The sequence below is a fragment of the Halomonas sp. IOP_14 genome (genome assembly GCF_021021315.1).
GTDB lineage: Bacteria > Pseudomonadota > Gammaproteobacteria > Pseudomonadales > Halomonadaceae > Vreelandella > Vreelandella titanicae.
Genome location: NZ_JAINWD010000042.1, coordinates 39,430 through 65,196, shown reverse-complemented (window position 1 = coordinate 65,196; position 25,767 = coordinate 39,430). Strand labels below are relative to the sequence as shown.

Genomic DNA, 25,767 nt, shown 5'->3' with positions numbered 1-25,767 from the left:
TTTGCGTGAGGGGGAGGTTGTGAGGGGTAAATAGTAAGGTGTGAGGGGTAAATGGTGGGCAGTAAAGGGTAAGTCGTGAATCGTGAGCAGGAAACGTTGGTGAATGGCTATCGCCCAGAATATCCTGTTCCGCCTCACGCCTCACGCCTCACGTGGAGTGGCCCTGAAAAAGTAGACACCTTTATAGAGAGAAGGTGTTATGAAATTTAAATCTAGCCCTCGCTACAGTGACGAGTTCAGACGTCAGGTTATTCAGGTCTCACTCACTTCGCCGCAGACACAGGCTCAACTTGCTGCCAAGCTAAACATTCACCCGAACACGTTAAGCCGCTGGCGTAGGGAGTGGATGATGGGCAAGAATTCGTCGGATAAATTAATCAGGGATACGCAACCAGAGAAGAGTGTTCAAGAACTAGAACGCGAAGTGAAGCGCTTGAAAAAGCAGCTGAAGCGCGCTGAGCTGGAGAATGACATTCTAAAAAAGGCGGACGAGTACTTCGTCAAACACGGCAAATAAGGTTTGCTTTTATTGATGCTCGCCGTTGTCAGCAATGGGCCAGTATCGGTCGTTTGTGAAGTACTCGGCGTCTCGCGTGCAGGTTACTATCGTTGGCGGGAGCGACAGTGTCGTCCTGGCCCGCGTCAAGCGCGACACCTAGCTATCAAGGAATTTCTGCTTAATCGTGCTCGCCAAATGGAGCATGTACCGGGGTATCGGAAATTATGGCTAGAGGCTCAGGATGCTGGTTTCTGCTGTGGCAAAAATCAGGTACAACGTCTGTTACAAGAGGCAGGATACCGCTCACGAACAGCCTCAAAGCCAGGCTATAGGCGTAGCAAGTCATCCTTGCCTGTCCTGCCAAATCTGTTGAATCGCCAGTTTTCGGTAGGGGCTGGCAATCGAGTTTGGGTATCAGACATTACTCAGGTTCGCTGTCGGGAGGGATGGCTTTATATCGCCGCGGTGCTTGATTTAGGTACTCGCCAAATCGTGGGTCGGGCGATGGGGCCAGTTAATAGCTCACAGCTTGTTTTGAAGGCGTTAGAACATGCATGGAAGCATCAACGGCCGGCGGGAAAGAACCTCTTGTTCCACTCCGACCAGGGGACTCAGTACCGAAGCGAAGAGGTGATGACTTGGTTAAACAATCGGCAAGTAACGATTAGCATGTCTCGTCGAGGTAATTGTTGGGACAATGCCTGTGCGGAAAGCTTCTTTGCTCTACTGAAGAAAGAATGGATTCAGCCGCTGGGTATGATCCATCGAGACGAGATGGTAGATGAAGTTCGCTATTATATTGATCATTATTATTCGAAAGTGAGGCGTCATATGACGCTGGGTGGACTGCCCCCCAGCGCCTACGTAGCCGCCTCTTAACATCAAGTGTCTACTAAACTAGGGGCACTCCAACGCCTCACGCCTCACGCCTCACTTTTATACATCCCTTCGATGCTGGCACTGCCCGCCTGCCCAGGTTTCATAAATAGCGCGGTCGTCCGCCAGCATCATGAGTGCAAACAGCCGCTCACCAAGCGTGGTGCAGTGATTGATTCGTCGAGAGAGTAGCGATGTTGCCTGGGTGTCAATCACCACAAAGTCAGCCTCAAGGGTAGGCGCCAACTGACCGATGTGGCTATCCAACGAGAGAGCTTTTGCATTACCCATGGTTAAGCCATAAAAGCCCTGCCATGCGGTAAGGGGCTGTCCGCCTAGTTGGCCCACTTGATAGGCCGCTTTAAGCGTTCCAAATCCTGATAAATCAGTGCCTGCGCCGATATCGCTGGCAAACGTATATGCCATGCCCGTCTGTTTGGCTGCTTCGCGGTCGAATAACCCGCTACCCAGAAAAAGATTGGAGCTGGGGCAAAAGGCAATATTGGCTCCTCGATCCGCCAAGCGTTTGCGCATGCCGTTATCGAGGTGAATACCATGAGCGAAGGTGCTGCGGGGCCCGACTAAGCCTGCCTCCTCATACACAGCCAAGTAGTCGCGGCTACCAGGAAAAAGTTCGGCTACCCAGTCTAACTCGCCACTGTTTTCAGCTAAGTGGGTCTGTAACCAAAGGCTAGGATCATTACGTAAGAGAGCGCCGGCAGCGTCCATTTGCGTCTTAGTTGAAGTCGGCGCAAAACGCGGTGTGACGCTATAGCCCAGGCGGTCATTGCCGTGCCAGTCTTCAATCAGTCGCTCGCTGTCAGCAATGCCAGATGCACCGTCCATCAGCGCCTCTGGCGCATTACGATCCATCAATACCTTACCCACCAGCATGCGCAGCTGGCGTTTTTGGCAGGCGGTGAAAAATGCATCTACGGAGCCGGGGTGGCTAGAGCCGAATACCTGGGCAGTGGTAGTGCCCGCACGTAGCATTTCATCCAAAAAAGCATTAGACAGCGCTTCAGCATGGACATGATTAGCAAAGCGACACTCTTCAGGAAAGGTGTAGTCGTTTAGCCAGTCAAGCAGTTGGCGGCCATAAGAAGCCATGATATCCAGCTGCACATAGTGCACATGGGTATCGATAAACCCCGGCATAATCAGCTTGTCACGATAATCAAGAACGTCAGCCCCTTTGGGTAGCAAAGGTGAGAGTTCGGTGAAATGGCCGATGGCATGAATATGCTGGCCTTTCAACCAGAGCAGTCCGTCGCCGTAATGCTCTAAGCTGCCCGGTTCAGGTGTATTGCCATCGCCAGGGTCACGGGCAAAACTAATCAATTCAGCACGAATGAACGTATCGATAGAAGAAGTCATGTCAACTCGGGGTCGTCGGAGAATCGGTCATTAGCGTTCGCACTGCCTGGGGGGCAAGGCCACGGTTTTCTTGCGAAGAGGGCGTGTCCGTTAGCCAAAGCAGTTCAGCCACCACCGTTAAAGCAATCGCATAGGGCGTTTTATTACTCAGCTTAGTGGCGTGGATGTGGCCGATGGGGCATCGCACCTGCGCAATTTGATCGGCGGAGTAACCATCGCGCTTAAGGCGTCCTTCAAAGCTTGCCCATTTGCTGTCAGAACCAATTAGCCCAATCGACGCGATGTCATCGCGCGCGATCAGCGCTTTGATCAGCGCATAGTCTTCGTCATGGTTGTGCGTCAATACCAGTGCGTGGCTATCAGCAGGTAAGGCGGCAACACTTTGCTGTGCATCTTGGAGTGAATAACAGCTAAGTCGCGGCTGCTGCTGATGCTGGTGGTACTGCTCGGCAAACGCATCGCTTCGGCTATCGTACCAGTGTAATTGCCAGGGAAGCGGCGCACTTAGCTTTACCAGTTGCTGCCCTACGTGCCCTGCACCAAAGATCGCTATGTGCGTTGTAGTGCCTGGAAAGGCTTCCAATAGGATATTAACGAACCCACCACAGCACTGGCCGCTTCGTCCGCCCAAAGAGAAGGCTTCCAAACTGAGGCCATAGCGTTTTTCTGTCAAACAGGCACGTGCAGCGGTAATGGTTTGCCACTCAAAGGTACCCCCGCCTAGCGTATCGAAGATCGCATCGTCGGTGATCACCATGCGTGCGCCAGGCTCCCGGGGAGTGGAGCCTGCGCTGGTTACCTGAGTGGCTAATACATGCGGTATGCCGTCGCGCTGTAAGCGGTGTAGCGCCGCATGCCAGCTTTCTGGGTTTTGACTAGAACTCACAGCACTTTCTTCCTGATAGCGTTGGCTGCCAGCACGACCCGCTCTGGTGTGGCCGGTGTATCTAAGTGAGGAGAGATGGCGTAACCAGTAAGGCTCGATAGCGCATCGCGTAGCGCTGACCACACACTGATACCGAGCATTAAAGGGGGCTCACCGACTGCTTTTGAACGGTAGAGACTGGCCATGGAGTTGGGATGGCCTTCCATTAGCGCGACATTGAAGACGGGCGGTAGGTCGCCAAAGGTAGGGATTTTATAGGTCGCCGGGCCATCGCTGACAAGCACGCCTTTGTCGTTCCACTTAAGCTCTTCACTGGTCAACCAGCCCATTCCTTGAATAAAACCGCCCTCCACCTGACCAATATCAATGGCTGGGTTTAGTGAGTCTCCCACGTCGTGCAAGATATCGACACGATCGACCTGATACTCCCCACTCAAGGTATCCACGCTTACTTCTGCCACTGCCGCGCCAAATGCGTAGTAGTAGAAGGGCCGACCTTGACCAACTGAACGATCATAGTGAATAAGCGGTGTGGCGTAGAAGCCTTTTTCAGATAGCGATATGCGATTGAGGTAGGCTGTTTGCACCAACTCACCCCAAGGTATGCGGCGCTCGCTTTCGCTGAACCCGGCCACTAGCATGCCATCTTCCAGGCGCATCCCTTCGCGATCCAAGCCCTCTGAATAGTGCTCGGCGGCAAAATCAAACAGGCGTTCTCGCAGTTTACTGGCGGCATCCCGCGCGGCCATACCGTTTAAGTCAGCACCGCTAGAGGCAGCGGTAGGGGAGGTATTGGGGACTTTATCGGTTCGCGTAGCGGTAATGCGTACCTTCTCCAGATCCAGGCCCAGCTCCCGAGCCACTACCTGACAAATTTTAGTATGTAGCCCTTGGCCCATCTCGGTACCGCCGTGATTGATCATCACGCTGCCGTCAGTGTAAACATGCAGAAGAGCACCCGCCTGATTAAGGTGCTGGGCGGTAAACGAAATGCCAAATTTAACCGGGGTAAGTGCCAGTCCTTTTTTAATGATAGGGCTGGTGGCGTTGAAGTCACTGACCGCTTTGCGCCGTGTCCAGTAATCGCTGTCGATTTCTAGGGTTTCAACGAGCGTATGCAGGAGTTGCCGCTGATCGACCTGCTGGCCGTAGTGAGTCACCTCGCGGCCATCGCGGTAGAAGTTGCGCTTACGTACAGTCAGTGGGTCTTCGCCAATCTGGCGGGCAATATCATCCATGGCCGCTTCGATAATCATCATTCCTTGGGGGCCACCGAAGCCCCGAAATGCGGTATTAGAGGCGGTATGGGTTTTTGCTCGATGACCGACTACCTGGGCGTCCCCTAGCGAGTAGGCGTTGTCGGCGTGGAACATAGCGCGATCAACGATAGCGTCGGAAAGATCCGGCGAGTAGCCGCAGTCACCGATCACCGTAATCTCACCACCCTGAATAACGCCCTCAGCATCAATGGCGAGTCGATAGCGGTTATGGAAAGGGTGGCGTTTACCCGTGGCGCGCATATCTTCACTGCGCGGTAAGCGGAGTCGCACCGTCTTGCCTGTGCGGCGGGCAATAATCGCGGCTATACACGCCCAGGGGGAGGCCTGAGTCTCTTTGCCACCAAAGCCACCACCCATACGGCGCACTTCTACGGTCACGGCATGAAAAGGAATATCGAGCACCTCCGCCACCAGCTTCTGGGTTTCGCTGGGGTGCTGGTTGGAGGTATGGACGACAACGCCCTCATCCTCGGTGGGGTGAACCACGCAGGCCTGGCCTTCCAGATAGAAGTGCTCTTGGCCACCGACGAATAGCTCACCCTCAATCAGTTGTTCCGCTTGATCAAGCGCCTGCTGCCAATCTCCACGGGTCTGCACATGAGTCGGGCGCACAAACTCCTCACGCTCCGTTGCGGCCACCGGATCTAAACTGGCAGGTTGCTCGTCTATGCTAATGGCGGCTAGCTTGACGGCACGACGTGCGGCCTGCAGCGACGTTGCGGCAACGGCGAAGAGGCATTGGCCTGCGTAGCTGATCGCTTGATCGACAAAAATGGGATCGCCCGGAAAGACCGGCCCGATATCGGTATGCCCTGGCACTTCATGAAAGGTAATCACATCGACTACCCCTGGTGCCTCTTTCACCTTGCTGAGATCAAGCTGCGTTAAGGTGCCGTGGGCGACGGGCGATAGGCCAAGCGCCACATGCAGGGCATCTGCGGGGAGTACCAAGTCGTCAATATAAGCGGCCTTGCCGGTGACGTGCTTTTCAGCACTTTCGTGAAAACTTGCGCTTCCCGCCTGTCGCTGGCCATTACTGTCCACCGTATGACGTGCCAAGGGCCCTGAGCCTTGGATGTGGTCGTGTAGTTCACGGCGAGCACGGCTGCTATCGCCGTCCAGTTTAGTGAGCGTACGCATGGAGCATCACCTCGTGGTCGGGCGCTAAGAGAGAAAGATAGAGACGTTCAAGCAGGTTCTTGGCAGCTTGCCGGCGATAATGCTGACTGCCCCGCACATCACTCATGGGCTGGAAGTCGTCATCAAGTGCCTGCTGAGCGGCGCGAAAAGCTTCCACGCTGATGGTGCACCCTTCCAGCGCAGCTTCGGCAGCTTGTGCGCGCTTGGGAATAGCGGCCATTCCCCCAAAAGCGATGCGTACATCGTGCAAGGTGCCTTGTTCAATGCGGTAGCTAAAGGCACCGAGTAGCGCAGAGATATCATCTTCGCGACGCTTGGATAACTTCCAAACGCGTAATTGACTGTCCTCAACCGGCTGCGGAATGAAAATCCGCGAAACGACTTCATCAGCCGCTAAAGCGGTCTTTTTGTAATCGAGGAAGAAATCCTCCAGCGCTAAGCAACGCTTGCCGTTTGTGCTGGCAAGTTCCACCTGAGCTCCCAAGGCAAGTAGCACGGGTGGCGTATCACCAATAGGTGAGGCATTGGCGATATTGCCACCCAGCGTTCCCCGATTACGAATTTGCTGGGAGCCAAGCCGGTGCAGCAGGTGAGCAAACGCAGGAAAGTGCTTTTCAAATAGCGGTTCGAGCTGGGTATAGGTAACCCCGGCGCCTATCCACCAGCCGGTTTGATGTCCATGGGTAGCCTCTTCAACCGTCAATAGCTCGGCAACCCGGGAAACGTCAATCAACTGATCAAGCGGCGCCAAGCGCTGAGTGATCTCCAACCAAAGATCAGTACCGCCTGCCACCAAGCGCGCCTGGGGAGTTGCGCGACGCAATTGCGTTAGCTCTTCCAAAGACGCTGGCTGAGCAAAAAATGGCGCAGTTCCTGCCGAATCGGCGGTCTGAGTGTCGCTTTCTGACGCTGGCAACGTCGCGTCGAACCACTGAGGGCGCTCATAGGGCGTATCATTCATACGCAGCGCCGCATCGCGGATAGGACGATAGCCGGTGCAGCGGCACAAATTACCCCCCAGAGCGGCTTCTAGGCGTTCAGGTGATAGTTCTTGTAAAAGGGGAGTAGGGCGTTGAGTAAGATCGCTATGCAAGGTGAAAAGTGACATAACTATACCTGGCGTACAAAAACCACACTGACTGCCATGGCATTCGATCATCGCTTCCTGGGCTGGGTGTAGGCGACCTTTTTTCGATAACCCTTCAACGGTGACCAAGTGCCTGCCCTGTAGCTGGTGAGCGGGCGTAATACAGGCGTTAGCGCTGGTAAACTTTTGGCTACCAGCCGTTGACTCGCCAATCGCCACGGTGCAGGCGCCACAGTCACCGGAAGCGCAGCCCTCTTTGGTGCCCGTTAGGGCCAAATGCTCGCGCAGTAGCGTTAAAATACTGGCGTCGGGTGAAACGTTACACCGCTGAGGGGTACCATTGAGCAGGAACGTCATCGTTGCCATGCCGAACTCCACTGTTATTGTATAGACCGGAATTTTTTTGACCGATCGGTCAACATGGGTTGAGCTTGGGACAAAACGCCCTACCTTGCAAGTATTTGCTCACTGCACAGGAGTGGGGCAAGCTGGTGTGAAATGCTAACTTTTGGGGCAGCCCAGTCTATCTTCGCACCCAGCTAAGCATTCATGTGTAAATAAACATTCAAGCTAACAATCACTCACGCTATTGGGGAATACTGTTAATGACCGCCGTCTCTGCCACTCATGAAAGCCCTAGCCGGGAAAGAATAGAAACAAGTATTCTGGTGGCCGCTGAGGAGGTGTTCTCTCAGCACGGCTACCGCGGGGCGAGCTTGCAAATGATCGCTGATCGAGTCGGTCTCCCCAAAGCCAATATTTTGTACTACATGGGCAGTAAGCAAGCGCTTTATGTGCGACTGCTTAACCGCATGATGCGCCGCTGGAACGAAGTGCTTGAAGACATTACTCCTGATAGTGATCCCGCGACGGTACTCAGTGACTTTATTCGCACTAAAATGGTGCTGGGGCAGCGCTATCCCGAAGGCTCAAAACTTTTTGCGGCGGAAATTTTAGCCGGTGCTCCCTTCTTAAGTGATTATCTGGGCGGCGAGTTACGCGATTGGGTCTCCTCTCGTGCCGCGATCATTCGCCAGTGGTCAGCCCAGGGAAAAATGGATGCTGTCGATCCGCGCTGGCTTATTTTCCTGATTTGGTCTGCCACCCAGCACTACACTGAATATAGTGCCCAGGTCAGCGGTATTCTAGGCCGCGATGCGTTAACCGAAGATGACCTTGAATCCATCTCCAGCTTTCTTGAGCACGTTATTCTAAAAGGCTGCGGCGTCACTTCACCCGCGCCCAATAATTCTGCACCTAAAAGCAGTGCAGATGCTCACAGTGTGGAAAAGTGACCTTCACATGAGCGCTTTGCCTATTGATCAGTATCTTGATCCGCTTAAAACCATCTTGACTACCCATAATCGGCTGATGCTGATTGCCCAGCCGGGGGCGGGTAAAACCACCCGCGTGCCGCTCTGTTTACTTGAAGAAGAGTGGGTCAAAGGGCAAAAACTACTGTTACTTGAGCCTCGTCGTGTAGCTGCGCGTTTGGCAGCCAGCTTTATGGCCCGGCAATTGGGTGAAGACGTTGGCCAAACGGTGGGGTATCGCATGCGCGGTGATAGCTGTGTGAGCGCGCAAACCCGCTTGGAAGTAGTCACCCAGGGCGTACTCACTCGCATGCTGCAAGATGACCCGCTGTTAGAAGGCGTTGCCGGGATCATTTTTGATGAGTTCCATGAACGCAGTTTAGAAGCTGATGTGGGATTGGCGCTAACGCTGGATGTGCAGACCAGTATTCGCGATGATTTGCGCCTACTGGTGATGTCGGCAACCTTGGATGTCGAAGCGCTCAAGCGGGTGTTGGGCGAGCAAGTACCTGTTATTGAGTGCCATGGGCGTCAGTATCCTGTGGCGACGGCTTATCGTCCTTCCCTGAGTGGTGAGGAGAGCATTAGCCACGCACTTCGGGTGGTTGAGGAAGCGCTATCACTGCCTGGTACTCAAGGCATACTGGTAATCTTGCCCGGTGTCGCCGAAATTAATCGCTTGGTTCAGGCGCTGGAAAAAACGCTGCCCCATCTGGCGATTCGGCCGCTGCACGGCAGAATGAGCATTGCTGAACAGCAGGCAGCCTTGGCGGCGAATACATCGAAACAGCGCATCATCGTCTCCACCGCCATCACCGAATCGAGCATTACTGTGGATGGTGTGAATGTGGTGATTGACGGTGGCCTGGAGCGGGCGCCACTTTTTCAGCCGCGTACCGGGCTAACCCGTTTAACGACCCGGCGGATCAATCGCGCCAGTGCCGATCAGCGTCGGGGGCGTGCAGGGCGTCAGCGGGAAGGCCGTTGTTTTCGGCTCTGGGCCCAGGAGCAGCCGTTGGCGCCTTATGGTGAGCCTGAAATTCAGCAAGCGGATCTCTCATCGCTAGTGCTCGAACTGGCGTGCTGGGGCGTCGCATCACCCCAAGCGCTAAGCTGGGTAACATCGCCGCCGGAGGGTGCCTGGCGCAGTGGCCAATCGCTGCTCGAGCAATTAGGCGTGTTAGATCACGAACGCAGGCTTACCCCTCTAGGTAGCCGCTGTGCCAAATGGCCAGTTGAACCGAGAGTTGCCGTGATGCTGGAGCGGGCTTCAGAGTTTAATACTGTACCACTAGCCTGTGGAATAGCGGCACTCCTTGAAGAGCGCGACAGCAACGAGCGATCCCTGCATGATGCGTTAGCACTGCGTCTTCGTCAGCCTAAACGCTTCCCCAGTTGGCATCGCGAAGCGCTTAGGCTGGCTAAGCGAGCAGGAGTGGCACTTAATGACGCCGTGCTAGTACCGCTTGGGCCACTCTTAGCGTTGGCGTACCCTGAGCGCCTTGGCCAGTCAATTGAGCCGGGTAAGTTTCGGCTTGCCAATGGCAAAACCGCTACGCTGCCGTTAAACGATACGTTGGCGCATCAAGACTACGTTGTCGCTGTCGCATTAAACAGTGCGGCTGGCGACCAGGCGCGGATCATCTCAGGCGAACCGTTATCACTTGAGTCGCTGCTTTCGCTATATCCTGGTATTCGCCAATGGCAGCCACGAGTGGCGTGGTCGCAAGAACAGGGCCGTTTAATTGGTGAAGAGGTGCAAGCTCACGGCAGCCTCGTCATTGCCAAACGACCTCTAGCACACTTACCCGAGGAGGCGGTGAAAGAGGCGCTATTGAATGCACTACGCCAGCGGCCCGAGCAGTTATTTGGCGATAATTTACAGCAGTTGCGCGGGCGAATGGCGCTACTTCGCGAGTACCAGGGGGACGAGTGGCCCGACTGGTCCGAGCCAGCGCTATTAGCCTCATTAGAGAACTGGCTAGCCCCTTACCTAATCGGTATTAAACGGTTGAGTCAAATTGAGAAATTGCCGCTAGAGCGCTATTTGCTCAATTCACTGAGCTGGGAAGCACAACGTGAATTCGAGCAGTTAACCCCATTAGCGCTTGAGGTTCCTAGCGGCAAACAGGTTGGCTTAGACTACCTGCCGTGCCTTTCCCAGCGGCCACCTGTGTTAGCGTTGAAACTGCAAGAGGCCTTTGGCTGGCGGGTAACGCCCACCGTTGTCGATGGTGCCGTTGCCGTAATGATTCACCTGCTTTCTCCCGCGCGTCGGCCGTTGCAAGTCACCCAGGACTTGGTTAGCTTTTGGCAGAAGGGTTATCCTGAAGTACGCAAAGAGATGCGCGGTCGCTATCCAAAGCATCCCTGGCCTGAAGACCCACTGACAGCACCCGCCACTGCGCATACCAAGCGAAAGGCGTGACCGGTTTCGCTGCTTCGACTCCGATAATTACTCGCTGCGCTTTTCCGGGATTTCATCGGGAATGCGATAGCGCACGCCATCTACGCGTTCTTCCTCATAGCGTTGATTCTCTTCTTCAGGCACTACGCCGATGACGGTTTCCTTAGACCCATCCGGCCAAGTGTAAGTCGTGCAGCCTGCCAGCAGCAGTGGAATGATCAAAAACAGTGTGATGGGTAAGGCGAGGTGGCGCTTGAGCATAAGGCACTCCATTGGGTGGCGCTGATCCTGAGAATTGGCTGAGTATCTCACATTGAGAAACTATAGGTGGTCATTTACGTGGCTGTAAATGCTTATGTAGGTCTATGATAATAGTGGCTAACCCTTCAGCCTTAGACTGATACGAGAGCCAAAGAAAACCGGAGGTGGTATGTGGTCTGTAGTCAAGTCAGTGTTAGCAGCCCTACTAGGCGTTCAAAGTAATCAAAAGCGGGAAGAGGACTTTAGCAGTGGCAGGCCCGCAGCCTACCTCGTTACGGGGGTGGTGATCACGCTACTGTTCGTTTTGATGCTTGTTTTTTTGGCCATGTTTGCGGCCCGCTGAAAAGCGTTGATAGCGTTAAATAAGCAAAGCGTGACGAATCGCACATATTTTCTATACTGCTAATATCTAATTTCATCCTACCCTAATCTAACGATAAGAAATAACAACAATAAAACTGGAGGTCTCTATGCGTTCACGGTGGTGGCTAATGGCCGTATCCCTTGCTGCAAGTGGATCGCAGGCTCAAACGAACGGTTGGAACATGCCTGTCGGCGTTACCGATGTGAGTAGCGATATTTACGGCCTGCACATGACCATATTCTGGATATGTGTCGTGATTGGATTGGTGGTATTTGGGGCAATGTTCTACTCCCTGTTTCGCTATCGCCATTCCAAAGGTGCAAAGGCCGCCCACTTTCATGAGCACACTAGTGTGGAAGTGTTATGGACAGCTATCCCTATCTTGATCCTGGTCGGTATGGCGGTGCCCGCCACCGCAACTTTAAAAAACATGTATGACTCATCAGACGCCGAGTTGGATGTAATGATTACCGGTCAGCAGTGGCGTTGGCGCTATGAATACCTGGGTGAAGATGTGGCATTCACCTCCAATATGAGTACGCCGAGAACGCAAATCAACGGAGAAGAAACTCGCGGAGAGCACTACCTATTAGAGGTTGATGAGCCGCTGGTGCTGCCGATAAATCGTAAAGTGCGCTTTCTAATGACCTCAGATGACGTTATTCACTCTTGGTGGGTGCCGGATTTAGCGGTTAAGCAGGATACGATTCCCGGCTTTATCAATGAGAATTGGGTGAAGATCAACGAGCCGGGTATTTACCGCGGGCAGTGCGCTGAGCTGTGCGGTATCGACCACGGCTTTATGCCTGTGGTGGTGCACGCTGTGGAGGAGGAGGAGTTTGATGGCTGGCTGGCTGAGCGTAAAGAGGCTGCTGAGCAAGAAGCCATGGGGGTTGACCGTGAATGGGCAATGGATGAGCTAGTTGAGCGTGGCGAATCGGTGTATCAATCGATCTGCTCCTCTTGTCATCAGGCCGAAGGCCAAGGTTCTCCACCCGCCTTTCCCGCGTTGGCAAATAACGAACAGCTGATCAATGATGTGGATTGGCATCTGGATAGGGTCGTCAACGGTGTATCGGGTGCTGCTATGCCTGCTTTCCGTAGCACCTTGAACCCTGTTGAGATAGCGGCTGTGGTCACCTATACGCGTAACGCCTGGGGTAATGATACGGGTGATGTCGTGCAGCCCTCTGCAGTAGCTGAGTTAATTGCCCAGTGATGTTGGTTTGCCACTCAATTAGACAACAATATTTCGGAGAGACACATGGCGCCCAAACTACCTCCTCAGCCACCGCTGCAACATAGCACCACGGCCGTCGCCGATGGGCAGTCCCATGGTCATGCTGCGCCGCCGAAAGGCATTTTTCGCTGGCTACTGACCACCAATCATAAAGAGATTGGCTCCCTTTATTTGATTTTTTCGCTGACGATGTTTTTCATCGGGGGGATATTCGCCCTCGTGGTTAGGGCGGAGCTTTTCCAGCCCGGCCTGCAGCTGGTCGAGCCTGAATTTTTCAATCAGATGACCACCATGCATGGCTTGATCATGGTGTTTGGTGCGGTAATGCCTGCTTTTACCGGCTTAGCCAACTGGATGATACCGCTACAGATTGGCGCGCCAGATATGGCGTTACCTCGGTTGAATAACTTCAGTTTTTGGCTTCTTCCTGTGTCATTCACACTGCTACTTTCAACGCTACTCATGCCCGGCGGCGGCCCTAATTTTGGTTGGACGTTTTATGCACCGCTGTCGACGAATTTTGCTCCACCTTCGACAACTTTCTTTATTCTTGCGCTACATATTGCCGGTATTAGTTCTATTCTCGGTGCCATCAACATCATCGCGACCATTTTAAATATGCGTGCGCCGGGTATGCGTTTAATGGATATGCCGCTATTCGTATGGACATGGCTGATTACCGCTTTCCTATTAATTGCGGTAATGCCGGTGCTAGCGGGTGTCATCACGATGATGTTGATGGATATCAACTTTGGCACCAGCTTCTTTGATGCGGCAGGTGGTGGGGATCCGGTGTTGTTCCAGCATCTATTCTGGTTCTTTGGGCATCCCGAAGTATACATTATGATTCTGCCAGCTTTTGGTATTGTCTCAGCGATTATCCCCACCTTCGCGCGTAAGCCTTTGTTTGGTTACGCTTCCATGGTGTACGCCACTGCGGCCATTGCACTGCTGTCATTTTTAGTCTGGGCCCACCATATGTTTATAGTGGGTCTACCTTTGGTGGCAGAGTTGTTCTTTATGTATTCCACCATGCTGATCGCCGTGCCAACCGGCGTGAAGGTATTTAACTGGGTAACCACACTGTTTCGCGGCTCGATTAGTTTTGAATCGCCGATGCTGTTTGCTCTGGCTTTCGTGGTGCTGTTTACCATTGGTGGTTTTTCAGGGCTTATGCTGGCGATTGCACCGGCGGATTTTCAGTATCACGATACCTACTTCGTCGTTGCCCACTTTCACTATGTGCTAGTCCCGGGGGCAATCTTTGCGATTATGGCGGGGGTCTATTACTGGCTGCCTAAATGGACCGGGCATTACCCCAATGAGAAGCTGGCCCAGTGGCACTTCTGGTTCTCGATTATTGGTGTCAATCTAACCTTCTTCCCCATGCACTTCGCAGGCTTGGCGGGAATGCCGCGGCGGATCCCTGACTACGCCCTTCAGTTTGCGGACTTTAATTTACTCTCAAGCATCGGTGCCTTCTTCTTTGGCGCATCTCAACTGCTCTTTGTATTGGGCGTCATACTGTGCGTGCGCGGTGGCAAAAAAGCGCCAGCAAAAGCCTGGGAGGGGGCCGAGGATTTAGAATGGACGGTGCCTAGTCCAGCACCACTGCATACGTTTGAAACGCCGCCAGTGTTTCATCGTACGTCCCACTAGCAATGACATAAAGCACATGGGTCACTGGCCTAAGAGGTGTTATGGATAGCCAAGAGCAGGCAAAGGTAGGTGTGCGCCGCACGGTTATTAGAACAATCGCCGTATTGATAGGCATGTTTGGCTTTGCCTTTGCACTAGTGCCGCTTTATGACGTTTTTTGTAGCATTACTGGTATTAACGGCAAGGTGGACGCCACTGCGAAGAGCGTCGTGCACGAAGAAGTCGATGAGTCGCGCTATATAAATGTGCAATTTATCACGCGTGGTAGCCCGGGCCTGCCGTGGCAAATGAGCGTTGAAATGCGCCAGATGAGTGTGCACCCCGGGCAAATGGCGGAAGTCGATTTTACCTTCACCAATAATAGCAGTAGCGAAAGCTGGGGGAGAGCAGTGCCCAGTGTGTCTCCCTCTACTGCCACGACGCATCTACGTAAAATCAGCTGTTTCTGCTTTCAGGAGCAGCAGTTGCAGGGTAATGAGCGGTTAACCATACCGTTGGTATTCCAGCTAGCGCGTGATCTGCCCGACGATATTAATACTATTACACTGGTGTATACCCTCTACCCGATAGAGCATGTGATTCAAAATGCTGCATTGGATAATACGCTTAAGAGCAGCGCTAACAACGAGCTTGTAAACGACCCTATAAACAATCTCAGTAACACGCCTAAAAATAATAAAGCGGCGGGAGAAGCGATATGAGCAGTGGTAGCTATTATGTTCCGGCGAGTAGCCGATGGCCTGTTCTCGGCTCGGTTGCCCTAGGCGCCATGATGGTCGGCACGGGCATTAAACTCGTTTATGACACCGGGTTACCGCTGGTGTTAATCGGTGTGGTAGGCATTCTTGCGGTGATGGGGCTCTGGTTCCGTGACGTCATTAGTGAGTCTCGGGGAGGGCTTTATGATGAGCAGATGGATCGCTCATTTCGTTGGGGGATGGGCTGGTTCATTTTTTCGGAAGTAATGTTTTTTGCCGCCTTTTTTGGCGCGCTGTTTTACGTACGCATGTTTGCTATTCCATGGTTAGGGGGAGAGGGGGCAAAAGGTGTTTCCGCATTACTATGGCCTGACTTTGTCGCCACTTGGCCGTTGTTGAATCCACCGGACTCATCCATTGCCGGCCCTGAACAAGTCTTTAGCCCGTGGCAACTGCCTCTCGTCAACACGCTGATTTTGATAACTTCCAGCATCACGCTCACCGTTGCTCACGAAGCTTTAAAAGTGGGTGACCGGAAGACTTGCCGCAACTGGCTAACGGGAACGGTGCTATTGGGTTGCTGCTTTATCATGATCCAGGGTGTCGAATACTACGAGGCCTACGCCCATTATGGCATTACCTTGGAAGCCGGAATTTTCGGGGCAACATTCTTTATTTTGACCGGCTTTCATGGTGTGCACGTGATTATCGGCACGCTGATTTTAGCCACCATGCTGGTACGCATTATCAAGGGCCACTTTGGCGACGAAAACCATTTTGGTTTTGAAGCCTCTTGCTGGTACTGGCACTTTGTTGATGTGGTGTGGGTTGGGCTGTTTATTTTTGTCTACGTCTTATAACCGCATTAGCCTAACTGGCCCGACCAATAGCCGAAAATAATGAGGGCCATGAGCAGACAGGCTAATCCAATTCTCCATTTGAGAGAGAGTAGTAGGCGGCGGGAAGAGACGTTATCTCTAATCAGGAAAATGGCGCCTACGGCCAAGCTGATAACCATCGCAATAAACACGGCGGCAATGAGTAGTTGTAACCACATGATGAATCCCTCTCGGCAATGGCGTTTTTATAGTTGGTATCTGTTTTGGAGTTTGCTGGTGGCGTTAGGTATTAGTTTAGGACTATGGCAGTGGGAACGGGCAGATGACAAGCGGTTGGCCATCGCCGTTCGCGATGCAGCCCCTACCTTAGTGCAGCCTACCGAGCAGCCAGCGCAAGGCGCCCAGGTAACGTTGCGTGGGCAGTATTTGGCGGAGCAAACGCTCTATTTGGATAATCGCGTTGTAGACGGAAGAGTGGGGGTGGCCGTACTAACCCCGCTGCGTGATAGTTTCGGGCAGCTTTGGCTGGTACAGCGTGGCTTTTTAGCCACCGGGCCGCGTCGCGAAACGCCGCAGACAACCACACCCAGCGGTACGGTCGAAGTGATTGGCGAGTGGCAGGAGGTACAGTCTGGCGGGCCGCTATATGGGGAAAATAGAGAAGGGGCAAGGCTGCAGCAGCTTAGCCTTGAACCCTGGCACGCTTCGCTAGGCGCGTTTAGTTACCCAGGCTGGTTGCACGCCAGCGAAGGCGATGGGGTCTTAATCCCATGGTGGGAAGCCAATGTGATGCCGCCCAGTCGGCATATGGGCTATGCCTTTCAATGGTGGGGGCTGGCACTGGCGGCCTTGATGGTGATGTTTATTGGCGGATATAAACTGCGTCGCGATGGCGCTGATAAAAAAGCTTTAGTTAATAAAAATAAACAGAGGTGAAAAGTATGCAGGACGCCAGACATATTCGCCGTCAGCGGCTCAAGTTAATCCTTATTTTTGTCGTTTTTGCGGCGCCCATGGTCGCTGCTTGGGGAATGGTCGAGTTACGCATCGGTATTCCCGATCGCCATACTGCTCACGGAAATGTGGAGCTGGAATTGCCCATGCTTGACGAGTGGCCTTTAACAATAGCTGCGGTCAATAGCCAAGAGGAGTGGGTCTTGGCCTTTGACTGCTCTCAGCAGTGTGAGCAGCGTAAGGATGAGTTTTGGCGTTTACACCGTGCTTTAGGGCGCGAAGCGCAGAGGTTAACTCGCTTACGGATTGGTGGGGATCCCGAATCGCTGCCAGGAGAAATGACCAGCGAATGGCAGCACTTACCTCCGTGGCGTCAAGCCAACTCGGCTTGGCTGCTTGATCCAATGGGGCGACCAGCACTGGCCTTTGAGGCCAACGTAGCCACTGAGGATGTGCTCGAGGATATCCAGCATCTACTTAAAGTGAATCCTCAATAAAGCGCGCTAGCCTCTGCTGTTAAGGAAACGCCATGCACGATTCATTTGAGCGCCGCTTGCGCTGGTTAGTGCGATTAACCCTGGTAGGTACTCTATTTACTGCCGTAGTGATGCTGGTAGGCGCCTGGACGCGTTTAGTCGATGCTGGTTTAGGCTGCCCTGACTGGCCGGGTTGCTACGGCAAGCTATTAGTTCCTGATAATGATCTTGCCACGCTTCATCATCCCGATGTCCCGTTGGAGCCCTTTAAAGCGTGGGTAGAAATGGTACATCGCTATATCGCGACGCTGCTGGGATTGGTGATCGTTAGCGTTGTAGCCTTGGGCTGGCCGTTGCGTCATCGTCGCGATTACCCATGGCACCTAAGCTTGATGCTGCTGGTGGTTATTTTGCTCCAGGGCGCCTTTGGTGCCTTCACCGTTACGCTCAAGTTATGGCCTCAAGTCGTTACCCTTCACCTCCTGGGCGGGTTGAGTGTGCTGCTGCTGCTCTTTTGGCTGCATCTTCGCTTACGCCTCGCTGTGGCGCCAAAGCCAACAAGTGAGCCGCGGCGAGTGAATGCGTGGTGGGGTATTGCGGCATGTTTGCTGGTAGTGCAATTGGCTCTAGGTGGGTGGGTGTCCAGCAATTATGCCGGTATTGCCTGCCAAGGTTTTCCTACTTGTAATGGCCAGTGGATGCCCGCGATGGATATCAGCGAGGGCTTCCATCTTACCCAGACCGTGGGGCCCAATTACCTACATGGGCATTTACATGCCGATGCACGTACCGCGATTCAAGTGGTACATCGCCTGGGGGCATTGTTGCTTGGTGTCGGGCTAATAGTGCTCTGGTGGCGTTATCGACAGTGGCAGAATGTGGTAAGGCCGCTAGCGATTGTCGTCGGTTTGTATGTGCTGCAGGCTGCATTGGGGGTGGCCAATGTGGTGCTTTGGTTGCCGCTTTGGCTGGCGCTACTGCACACAGCGGGCGCCATTGCGTTGGCCGTTGGGCTCGTTTGGGCCTGGTGGCGTTGGCGCTATCATGAGGCTGGCGTTTACTCAACGACGACTCATTCACCTTATAACAACGTTATCGTTCAATAAAAGGGAAGCATGCCATGCGAAATATAACAATGACGCTACCCACGGCAGTGCCTTCTATGGTGTGGGGCTGGAAAGAGCTCCTTGGTCTGTGCAAGATGAAAGTTGTTGCCGTTATGTTGGTGTGTGCTGCCGTAGGAATGGCATTAGCCACCCCGGGCCTACCACCATTGACGAACGTAGTCCTTGGGCTAGCCGGTATCGGCTTGGCCTCTTGCGGTGCGGCGGCTTTTAACCATGTCATCGACCGCCACTTGGACGCGGTAATGACACGAACGTCTCGTCGTCCTTTGGCAAGTAAACGTCTACCCGTGGCAATCGCTCTAGGTTGGGCGTGCTTGCTTTCAGTCGCAGGTGTTGCGCTATTGGTGTGGCAGGTTAACCATTTAACGGCTGCGCTAACCTTTGCCTCCCTAATTGGTTATGCGCTGATTTATACCGCTTTTTTAAAGCGGGCGACACCGCAAAATATCGTCATTGGAGGCGTTGCTGGCGCTGCGCCGCCACTGCTGGGGTGGGTCGCTATTACTGGGCAAATTACCCCCGAGCCTTTGCTTTTAATGCTGATTATTTTTGCCTGGACGCCGCCCCATTTTTGGGCGCTGGCCATTCACAAGCGCGATGATTATGCCCGGGCTGGTATCCCTATGCTGCCCGTTACCCACGGCATTCCTTTTACGCGGCTGCAAATTTGGCTGTATGGGTGGTTAACGGTGTTAGCCACCTTACTGCCGGTGATGATAGGCATGAGCGGCGCGCTCTACCTAGTGGTCGTGCTGTGCCTGAATGCGCGCTTCATGGTGTGGAATTGGCGAGTGTGGCGTGGTCAGGATCCTGCTGCTCCTATCGGCGCATTCTGGTTCTCAATTCGCTATTTATTAGGTGTTTTTGGGGCGCTATTACTTGATCACTACGCTGCGGCGCTTGCTTGGTGATCCAAACAAGAGTTGGACCGCTATGCAGTCAGAAGAGAAGCAAGCCTAGATGCTATTGGCAGAATAGTGGTATAAGGGTGTACAATTTTCGTCAAGCAATTTATCCGCTGAATGAGGAGTTTCATGAGCTCAACGGTAGCGCTGGTATTACTCGCCGTGGCGATTGCAGTCATTGTAGGGTTGTGTTTCTACGCATGGTCGTTACGCAAAGAGGTGAGTCGTCGAGAAGCTTATCGTCGCGATGAAGACGCTCGCGCCCAACAAAATAGCTTAGAAAACCTCGATTATGTAGCAAGCGCACTGGTTCAGGAGCAGGTCGATATTACCGAAGGCGCCTGGCGGTGCAAGGTGTTACTGGAAATCATTGATCCTAGTTTAACGGAACGAACTGAATTTAAGGCATTTGCCGAGCACTACAGCCGCACTCAACACCTGAATACCCATACCGCTCTTCAACAGTTGTCCCCCCGAGAGCGTATGCAGGAAGACAAAGAGCGGCTGATGGTAGAAAATGATATGCGCGATGCCGTATTGGAGGCAGCTCGGGCAGTGCTGAAATGGCGTGCCCAAGGCAGAAAAGCGCTGCATTAATGACAGGTTTTGAGCGGTTTAAACCGCCCAAAAGCATAGCAAGCTAATTTTTAGTGCCCATTGCGGCAATTTTGCTATGCTGAAGGATGTCGGTATTGGCAAGAAGTTGATATCTTGGCATTGTTGCCTTCCTGCGCTTAAGCGTGAATGATAGGCACATCGCTCTATATCGACTGGGTGTTGAGTAATTAGTACGTGATTATTGGTACTGGGAGCTTGATACTATCAACAGCGATATGGAGCAGGCGAAAAATGGATGCTCTCGCAATAAGAAGCATTGGATAGATTTGGTCACTTATGGCCATTTCAGCATTGGATCAAGAAGGAGTCTTGCATGAAAAAATCAACGACTGGCTTGCTCATCGGTTCCGCACTGGTAGTAGGTCTATCTGGCTGTGCCAGCTCGGCCTCACAGTCTTCCGGCCAAGCAAGCGCTAGCAGCGACCGCAGCTGGTACCAGCACCCTGCGGTATGTGGTCTGGCAGGCGGCGTTATCGGTGGCAGCATTGGCTACGCCACCAGTAGTAGTTCTGATGAAGAGAGCGGTGCTGCTACTGGTGCCGCAGCTGGTGCTGCTATCGGCGGTCTGCTATGTGCTGATCGTACGCCTGAGCCGGTTGCACCTCAGTGCCCGAGCTATGGCGAAGTGCCTGCTGGTGTCGCAGTTGACGCCGAGGGATGCCCGTTAGATTCTGACGGTGATGGCGTGCCGGACTACCGCGATCAGTGCCCAGGCACTCCCGCTGGCGTTGAAGTTAATGCCAACGGTTGCCCGCTTGACTCCGATAACGACGGTGTGCCCGATTACCGTGATCAGTGCCCGAACACTCCTGCTGGTGTAGAAGTGAACGCCCTGGGTTGCCCGGATAGCGTAGTTCTGGAAGATGTTAACTTCGAGTTTGATTCTGCTCAGTTAACCTCTAACGCTCAGAGCGTGCTTAACGGTGTTGCAGAGCGCTTGGTCAGCAACCCTGATGTTCGCGTAAGCATCGAAGGCCACACTGATTCACGCGGTTCTGACGAGTACAACAAAAACTTGTCACAAGAGCGTGCTCAATCTGTTGCTAACTACTTGGCGAGCCGTGGCGTAGAAGCTAACCGCATGCGTGCGGTAGGTTACGGTGAAGAGCGTCCGGTCGCCTCTAACGAGACTGAAGAAGGTCGCTTCCAGAACCGTCGCGTTGAACTGGATGAGTGGAACTAAGTTCACTTATCATCTGAGGTTTGCGGTTTGGTTATAAAGTGCTAGCGGCAATCCACAGGTAAAGAAACGGGAGGCTTATGCCTCCCGTTTTTATTTTAAGCGGTCGGCAAGTCTGCTAGTCTTGCTGCTGTTTTATGTTGGTACATTTACACCTCTCCCAAGACCATTGATAGCGATATGTGATCCTTGGTATGGATCACCACTGCGCTCAAGGAATCTGAATGCCTATTGTTACTCTGCCTGACGGCAGTCAAAAGACGTTTGAAGCACCGCTAACCATTATGCAGCTCGCAGAATCCATTGGCCCTGGTTTGGCTAAGGCCTGTATCGCTGGAAAGATCGATGGTGTGCTGGTAGATGCCGCTGACCTGATCGAGCAAGACGCAACGGTGGCGATAATTACTGCCCGTGACGCTGAAGGGCTGGAAATTATTCGCCACTCCTGCGCTCACCTCATTGGTCATGCGGTTAAGCAGATGTACCCCGAGGCCAAAATGGCCATCGGGCCAGTTATTGAAGATGGTTTCTACTACGATATTGAGTTTGGTCAATCTGTCACACCGGAAGACCTGGAAGCCATCGAAGCGCGTATGCAGTCACTGATAGAGCGTGAGTACGATGTGGTACGCGAGTATGTTGATCGTGACCAGGCAATGCTGACTTTTTTACACCGCGATGAACCTTATAAGCAGGAAATTGTTCGCGATATTCCCGATGACGCGACCATCCGGCTTTATCATCACGAAGAATACACCGATATGTGCCGCGGGCCTCATGTGCCAAATACCCGCCACTTAAAAGCCTTTAAGTTGACCAAGTTGGCCGGTGCTTATTGGCGCGGTGACGCTGCAAATACTATGTTGACGCGTATCTACGGCACCGCGTGGGGTGATAAAAAACAGCTGAAGGCTTACGTCAAACGTCTCGAAGAGGCGGAGAAACGCGATCACCGTAAGTTGGCGCGTCGGTTGGATCTCTTCCACATGCAGGAAGAGGCGCCGGGGATGATATTCTGGCATCCAAACGGCTGGGCGCTATGGCAGCAGATCGAACAATATATGCGGGGCGTCTATAAAGAGGGTGGTTATCAAGAAATACGCTGTCCTCAGATTATGGACGTATCGCTTTGGAAAAAATCAGGGCACTGGGATAACTACGCGGACGGCATGTTCTTTACTGAATCCGAAAAGCGTGAGTATGCTCTTAAGCCGATGAACTGCCCTGGACATGTTCAGGTGTTTAATTCTGGTTTGCGTAGCTATCGCGAATTGCCCGTTCGTTTTGGTGAGTTTGGTGGATGCCACCGTAACGAGCCTTCAGGTGCTTTACACGGCATTATGCGTGTGCGGGCATTTACGCAAGATGATGGCCATGTTTTCTGTACTGAAGCTCAAGTTGAGCCTGAAGTGACTGATTTCCATCGCCAAGCGCTAAAGGTGTATAGTGATTTTGGCTTTGAAGATATAGCTATTAAAATTGCTCTTCGCCCGGAAAAGCGCATTGGAAGTGATGAGGTTTGGGATCGGGCAGAAGATGCGCTGCGTAGCGCATTGAAAACTTGTGGCGTCGAGTGGCAGGAACTTCCTGGCGAAGGCGCGTTCTACGGCCCCAAGATTGAATATCATATGAAAGACTGTCTGGGGCGTGAATGGCAGGTCGGCACTATGCAGGTCGATTTTATGATGCCAGAGCGGCTTGGGGCTCAGTATGTGACTGAAGAAGGTCAGCGTAAGTCGCCGGTAATGCTGCATCGTGCTATTGTAGGCTCCATGGAGCGCTTCATTGGCATCTTGATTGAACATTATGCGGGCGCTATGCCATTATGGCTTGCGCCTCAGCAGGCGGTTGTCATGACTATCACCGATTCGCAGCGTGAATATGCGCTCGAATTGGAGAAACGTCTGCAAAAAAGTGGCTTGCGTGTTAAAGCGGACTTGAGGAACGAGAAGATCGGCTTTAAAATCCGTGAGCATACATTACAGAAAGTTCCCTATCTCCTTGTGGTGGGAGATAAGGAAGTCGAAGCTGACTCAGTGGCCGTGCGAACACGCAGCGGCGAAAACCTCGGTACAATGACGGTCGATGAATTTATTGAACGCCATACTGCCGAGAGAGCAGCCCTGGCGACATCGTCAATGGCCTAAGGAGACGGAACGATCAAGAGAAGCAACCAGCGCGGGCGTCCAGCAGACAAACGCCCACCAATGAACGAGCGAATTGTCGAAGAAGAAGTACGCCTTATTGGTAGCGACGGTGAGCAGTTGGGCGTTGTGCCCACCACCGAAGCGCTAGAGCGTGCTGAATCTGAAAGCTTAGATCTCGTGCAAATTTCGAATGCCGATCCCATCGTCTGTAAGATTATGGATTACGGCAAATTCGTTTTTGAGACCAAGAAGCAGAAAGCGGCTCAAAAGAAGAAGCAGAAGCAAATCCAGGTTAAGGAAGTCAAATTCCGTCCTGGCACCGATGAAGGCGATTATCAGGTCAAGCTTAAAAACCTGACGCGCTTTTTGGAAGGTGGTGACAAGGGCAAAGTCACACTGCGCTTCCGTGGTCGTGAAATGGCGCACCAGGATATCGGCCGTAAGCTGATGGAAAGGATCGCGGCAGACCTGGAAGAGATCGGAGTGGTAGAGGCCTTTCCTAAAATGGAAGGCCGCCAGATGATCATGATTATTGCCCCGAAAAAGAAGTGATCCAACGGCGATGTCAACGGGCCACCGTTAAACCGGTGGTCGGCCCTGGGTTTTCTAAAAAATATCGAGCGGAGTTTTCCTCATGCCGAAAATCAAAAGCAACAGCGGCGCTGCCAAGCGCTTCAAGAAGACTGCTAATGGCTTTAAGCACAAGCAGTCTCACCGTAGCCACATCTTGACCAAGAAATCGACCAAGCGTAAGCGTCAATTGCGTGGAATGAAGCAGATCCACGCGTCTGATAAAGCGCTCATCCAGCGTATGCTGCCGAATCTATAAGTCGGGTTTTCGTTTTTCTGAGTGCACAATTTTTTTGCCTCAGCCTTAAAGTCAGGAGTGTGTTATGACTCGAGTTAAACGTGGCGTAGTAGCGCGTCGTCGCCATAAAAAAGTATTGAAGCTTGCCAAAGGTTACTACGGTGCCCGTTCACGCGTTTTCCGTGTTGCCAAGCAAGCTGTAATCAAAGCTGGCCAGTACGCTTACCGTGACCGTCGCAATCGTAAGCGCCAGTTCCGCGCGCTATGGATCCAGCGTATTAACGCTGGTGCGCGTGTTAACGGTATGTCTTACAGCCGCTTTGTTGGCGGTCTTAAGAAAGCCGGTATCGAAATCGACCGTAAAGTATTGGCCGATTTGGCAGTACACGAGAAGGCTGCATTTGCTGCCATCGTGGAAAAAGCCAAGGCTGCCCAATAAGGTAATATGCACAGGGCTTGTGCCCGTGTTACGTGCCTGAGGTCATTTCAGAGTGACCCATCCAGGGGAAGAGCAGCCGCTCTTCCCCTGTTTTTTTGTCACCTTCAACGTGCCACGCCATCTTCACGGATGGACACCGCTTAATTCGGAGTGAAACGGATGGATCACCTTCCTACTCTGGTATCTGAGGCTCGCGACGCCATTCAGGCTGCGCAGAGTGTCGCCGCACTAGACGAGTTACGAGTACGCTACTTAGGTAAGAAAGGTGAGGTAACTGCCTTGCTGAAGGGCCTGGGGAAGCTGTCAGCCGAAGACCGCCCGGCAGCAGGCGAGCGTATTAATCAAGCCAAGCAAACGCTGGCCGACGAAATTGATGCTAAGCGCGAACAGCTTGAAAGTGAGGCGCTGAATGCCCGTTTGGCCGCTGAAAGTATCGATGTCACATTGCCAGGGCGTGGTCAGGCCAGCGGTGGGTTGCATCCCGTCACGCGTACGCTTGAGCGCATAGAGGGGCTGTTCACACGTATTGGTTATGACGTGGCGGTAGGGCCTGAAATTGAAGACGATTATCACAACTTCGAAGCCCTCAACATTCCCGCGCACCATCCCGCTCGCGGTATGGCTGATACCTTCTATTTTGACGCCACGCGCTTGCTGCGTACTCACACCTCGCCGGTGCAAGTGCGTACTATGAAAAGTAGTGAGCCACCTATCCGTATCGTTTGCCCGGGGCGGGTCTATCGCAGCGATTCAGATTTGACTCACACCCCCATGTTCCACCAAGTGGAGGGCTTGCTGGTCGATGAGGGGGTTAGCTTTGCCGACCTTAAAGGAACGATCGAAGACTTTCTGCAGGCATTTTTTGAGCGCGACGACCTTTCGGTGCGTTTCCGTCCATCCTACTTTCCATTCACTGAGCCCTCCGCCGAAGTGGATATTCAGTGTGTGATGTGTAGTGGATCAGGTTGTCGTGTCTGTTCCCACAGCGGCTGGCTGGAAGTGATGGGATGCGGCATGGTGCATCCTGAAGTCTTTCGTCACTCGGGTATTGATACCGAGCGCTATACCGGTTTTGCCTTCGGAATGGGGGCTGAGCGTTTGGCAATGCTGCGCTACGGCGTGAATGATTTACGCCTGTTCTTTGAAAACGATCTGCGTTTTTTACGTCAATTCGCTTAAGACCGCCG

Annotated in this window: 26 protein-coding genes; 20 read left to right on the top strand and 6 right to left on the bottom strand. The window is 53.0% G+C overall.

All coding sequences use genetic code 11. The annotated features are described in order from the left end of the window. The first annotated feature begins 199 nt into the window (after nt 1-199). Together K7H09_RS24645 and K7H09_RS20535 are read left to right on the top strand one after the other, a co-directional pair. Nucleotides 200-517, top strand: a complete 318-nt coding sequence (locus K7H09_RS24645; protein WP_400675342.1) for a transposase — start codon at nt 200-202, stop codon at nt 515-517. 15 nt (nt 518-532) lie between these two features. Beyond that, complete coding sequence (locus tag K7H09_RS20535; RefSeq protein WP_422822633.1) at nt 533-1,378, top strand: IS3 family transposase; 846 nt, start codon at nt 533-535, stop codon at nt 1,376-1,378. Nucleotides 1,379-1,435: 57 nt separating this feature from the next. Here K7H09_RS20535 and guaD read toward each other — a convergent pair whose 3' ends face one another. The 4 genes from guaD to xdhA are packed head-to-tail and all read right to left on the bottom strand — an operon-like array spanning nt 1,436 to nt 7,511. Beyond that, nucleotides 1,436-2,752 carry a guanine deaminase gene (guaD, locus tag K7H09_RS20530; RefSeq protein ID WP_230805788.1) on the bottom strand — a complete coding sequence of 439 codons (1,317 nt, stop codon included), beginning with the start codon at nt 2,750-2,752 and terminating at the stop codon, nt 1,436-1,438. 1 nt (nt 2,753) lies between these two features. After that, nucleotides 2,754-3,638, bottom strand: a complete 885-nt coding sequence (gene xdhC / locus K7H09_RS20525) for a xanthine dehydrogenase accessory protein XdhC (RefSeq protein WP_022523282.1) — start codon at nt 3,636-3,638, stop codon at nt 2,754-2,756. After that, nucleotides 3,635-6,058 carry a xanthine dehydrogenase molybdopterin binding subunit gene (gene xdhB / locus K7H09_RS20520; RefSeq protein ID WP_230805786.1) on the bottom strand — a complete coding sequence of 808 codons (2,424 nt, stop codon included), beginning with the start codon at nt 6,056-6,058 and terminating at the stop codon, nt 3,635-3,637. Before xdhB ends, xdhC begins: the two co-directional genes overlap by 4 nt. Then, nucleotides 6,042-7,511: a xanthine dehydrogenase small subunit gene (xdhA, locus tag K7H09_RS20515; protein WP_230805784.1), complete on the bottom strand. Its 1,470-nt coding sequence runs from the start codon at nt 7,509-7,511 to the stop codon at nt 6,042-6,044. Before xdhA ends, xdhB begins: the two co-directional genes overlap by 17 nt. Before the next feature lie 239 nt (nt 7,512-7,750). On the opposite strand from xdhA, the gene K7H09_RS20510 reads away from it, so the two are divergent. Together K7H09_RS20510 and hrpB are read left to right on the top strand one after the other, a co-directional pair. Continuing rightward, complete coding sequence (locus K7H09_RS20510; RefSeq protein ID WP_022523285.1) at nt 7,751-8,440, top strand: TetR family transcriptional regulator C-terminal domain-containing protein; 690 nt, start codon at nt 7,751-7,753, stop codon at nt 8,438-8,440. 7 nt (nt 8,441-8,447) lie between these two features. Then, entirely contained in the window at nt 8,448-10,886 is a 2,439-nt protein-coding gene (gene hrpB / locus K7H09_RS20505; RefSeq protein ID WP_230805781.1) for an ATP-dependent helicase HrpB, read from the top strand. 27 nt (nt 10,887-10,913) lie between these two features. On the opposite strand, the gene K7H09_RS20500 is transcribed toward hrpB, so the two are convergent. Next, nucleotides 10,914-11,126, bottom strand: coding sequence for a hypothetical protein (locus K7H09_RS20500; RefSeq protein WP_022523287.1), 213 nt, complete (start codon nt 11,124-11,126; stop codon nt 10,914-10,916). 169 nt (nt 11,127-11,295) lie between these two features. Between K7H09_RS20500 and K7H09_RS20495 the strand changes: the two genes are divergently transcribed. The 5 genes from K7H09_RS20495 (at nt 11,296) to K7H09_RS20475 (ending at nt 15,947) form a co-directional block, all read left to right on the top strand. Next, a complete protein-coding gene (locus tag K7H09_RS20495) occupies nt 11,296-11,469 on the top strand; it encodes a DUF2970 domain-containing protein (RefSeq protein WP_081742603.1) in 174 nt (57 codons plus the stop codon). A 127-nt stretch (nt 11,470-11,596) separates the two neighbouring features. Beyond that, entirely contained in the window at nt 11,597-12,709 is a 1,113-nt protein-coding gene (coxB, locus tag K7H09_RS20490; protein ID WP_230805779.1) for a cytochrome c oxidase subunit II, read from the top strand. A gap of 45 nt (nt 12,710-12,754) precedes the next feature. Further along, nucleotides 12,755-14,389 (top strand): cytochrome c oxidase subunit I, encoded by a 1,635-nt coding sequence (ctaD, locus tag K7H09_RS20485; protein ID WP_009287788.1) that lies wholly within the window; start codon nt 12,755-12,757, stop codon nt 14,387-14,389. 41 nt (nt 14,390-14,430) lie between these two features. Further along, nucleotides 14,431-15,090, top strand: coding sequence for a cytochrome c oxidase assembly protein (locus tag K7H09_RS20480; protein WP_022523290.1), 660 nt, complete (start codon nt 14,431-14,433; stop codon nt 15,088-15,090). Further along, entirely contained in the window at nt 15,087-15,947 is an 861-nt protein-coding gene (locus tag K7H09_RS20475; RefSeq protein ID WP_022523291.1) for a cytochrome c oxidase subunit 3, read from the top strand. The genes K7H09_RS20480 and K7H09_RS20475 overlap by 4 nt, the downstream gene beginning before the upstream one ends. Before the next feature lie 5 nt (nt 15,948-15,952). Here the strand turns inward: K7H09_RS20475 and K7H09_RS20470 are convergent, their stop codons facing one another. Next, nucleotides 15,953-16,144, bottom strand: a complete 192-nt coding sequence (locus K7H09_RS20470; RefSeq protein ID WP_022523292.1) for a DUF2909 family protein — start codon at nt 16,142-16,144, stop codon at nt 15,953-15,955. On the opposite strand from K7H09_RS20470, the gene K7H09_RS20465 reads away from it, so the two are divergent. From K7H09_RS20465 to pheS, 11 genes are all read left to right on the top strand, one after another. Then, nucleotides 16,143-16,862, top strand: a complete 720-nt coding sequence (locus K7H09_RS20465) for an SURF1 family protein (protein WP_041159466.1) — start codon at nt 16,143-16,145, stop codon at nt 16,860-16,862. The two genes, K7H09_RS20470 and K7H09_RS20465, sit on opposite strands and share 2 nt — an antisense overlap. A 5-nt stretch (nt 16,863-16,867) precedes the next feature. Next, entirely contained in the window at nt 16,868-17,377 is a 510-nt protein-coding gene (locus tag K7H09_RS20460) for a hypothetical protein (RefSeq protein WP_230805777.1), read from the top strand. Between the two features lie 32 nt (nt 17,378-17,409). Further along, nucleotides 17,410-18,462 (top strand): COX15/CtaA family protein, encoded by a 1,053-nt coding sequence (locus K7H09_RS20455; RefSeq protein ID WP_009287793.1) that lies wholly within the window; start codon nt 17,410-17,412, stop codon nt 18,460-18,462. A gap of 14 nt (nt 18,463-18,476) precedes the next feature. Continuing rightward, nucleotides 18,477-19,394: a heme o synthase gene (gene cyoE, locus K7H09_RS20450; protein ID WP_022523295.1), complete on the top strand. Its 918-nt coding sequence runs from the start codon at nt 18,477-18,479 to the stop codon at nt 19,392-19,394. 123 nt (nt 19,395-19,517) lie between these two features. Next, nucleotides 19,518-19,985, top strand: a complete 468-nt coding sequence (locus K7H09_RS20445; RefSeq protein WP_230805775.1) for a DUF2489 domain-containing protein — start codon at nt 19,518-19,520, stop codon at nt 19,983-19,985. 334 nt (nt 19,986-20,319) lie between these two features. Continuing rightward, entirely contained in the window at nt 20,320-21,189 is an 870-nt protein-coding gene (locus K7H09_RS20440) for an OmpA family protein (RefSeq protein ID WP_022523297.1), read from the top strand. A 221-nt stretch (nt 21,190-21,410) separates the two neighbouring features. After that, a complete protein-coding gene (thrS, locus tag K7H09_RS20435; RefSeq protein WP_009287796.1) occupies nt 21,411-23,333 on the top strand; it encodes a threonine--tRNA ligase in 1,923 nt (640 codons plus the stop codon). Between the two features lie 60 nt (nt 23,334-23,393). Beyond that, nucleotides 23,394-23,885 (top strand): translation initiation factor IF-3, encoded by a 492-nt coding sequence (gene infC, locus K7H09_RS20430; RefSeq protein ID WP_009287797.1) that lies wholly within the window; start codon nt 23,394-23,396, stop codon nt 23,883-23,885. A gap of 82 nt (nt 23,886-23,967) precedes the next feature. Beyond that, the gene (gene rpmI, locus K7H09_RS20425) at nt 23,968-24,162 is read left to right on the top strand and encodes a 50S ribosomal protein L35 (protein WP_027959586.1); all 195 of its coding nucleotides are present in this window, start codon (nt 23,968-23,970) and stop codon (nt 24,160-24,162) included. Between the two features lie 64 nt (nt 24,163-24,226). Continuing rightward, a complete protein-coding gene (gene rplT / locus K7H09_RS20420; RefSeq protein WP_007114344.1) occupies nt 24,227-24,580 on the top strand; it encodes a 50S ribosomal protein L20 in 354 nt (117 codons plus the stop codon). A 159-nt stretch (nt 24,581-24,739) separates the two neighbouring features. Next, complete coding sequence (gene pheS / locus K7H09_RS20415) at nt 24,740-25,759, top strand: phenylalanine--tRNA ligase subunit alpha (RefSeq protein ID WP_230805773.1); 1,020 nt, start codon at nt 24,740-24,742, stop codon at nt 25,757-25,759. The last annotated feature ends 8 nt before the right edge of the window (nt 25,760-25,767 follow it).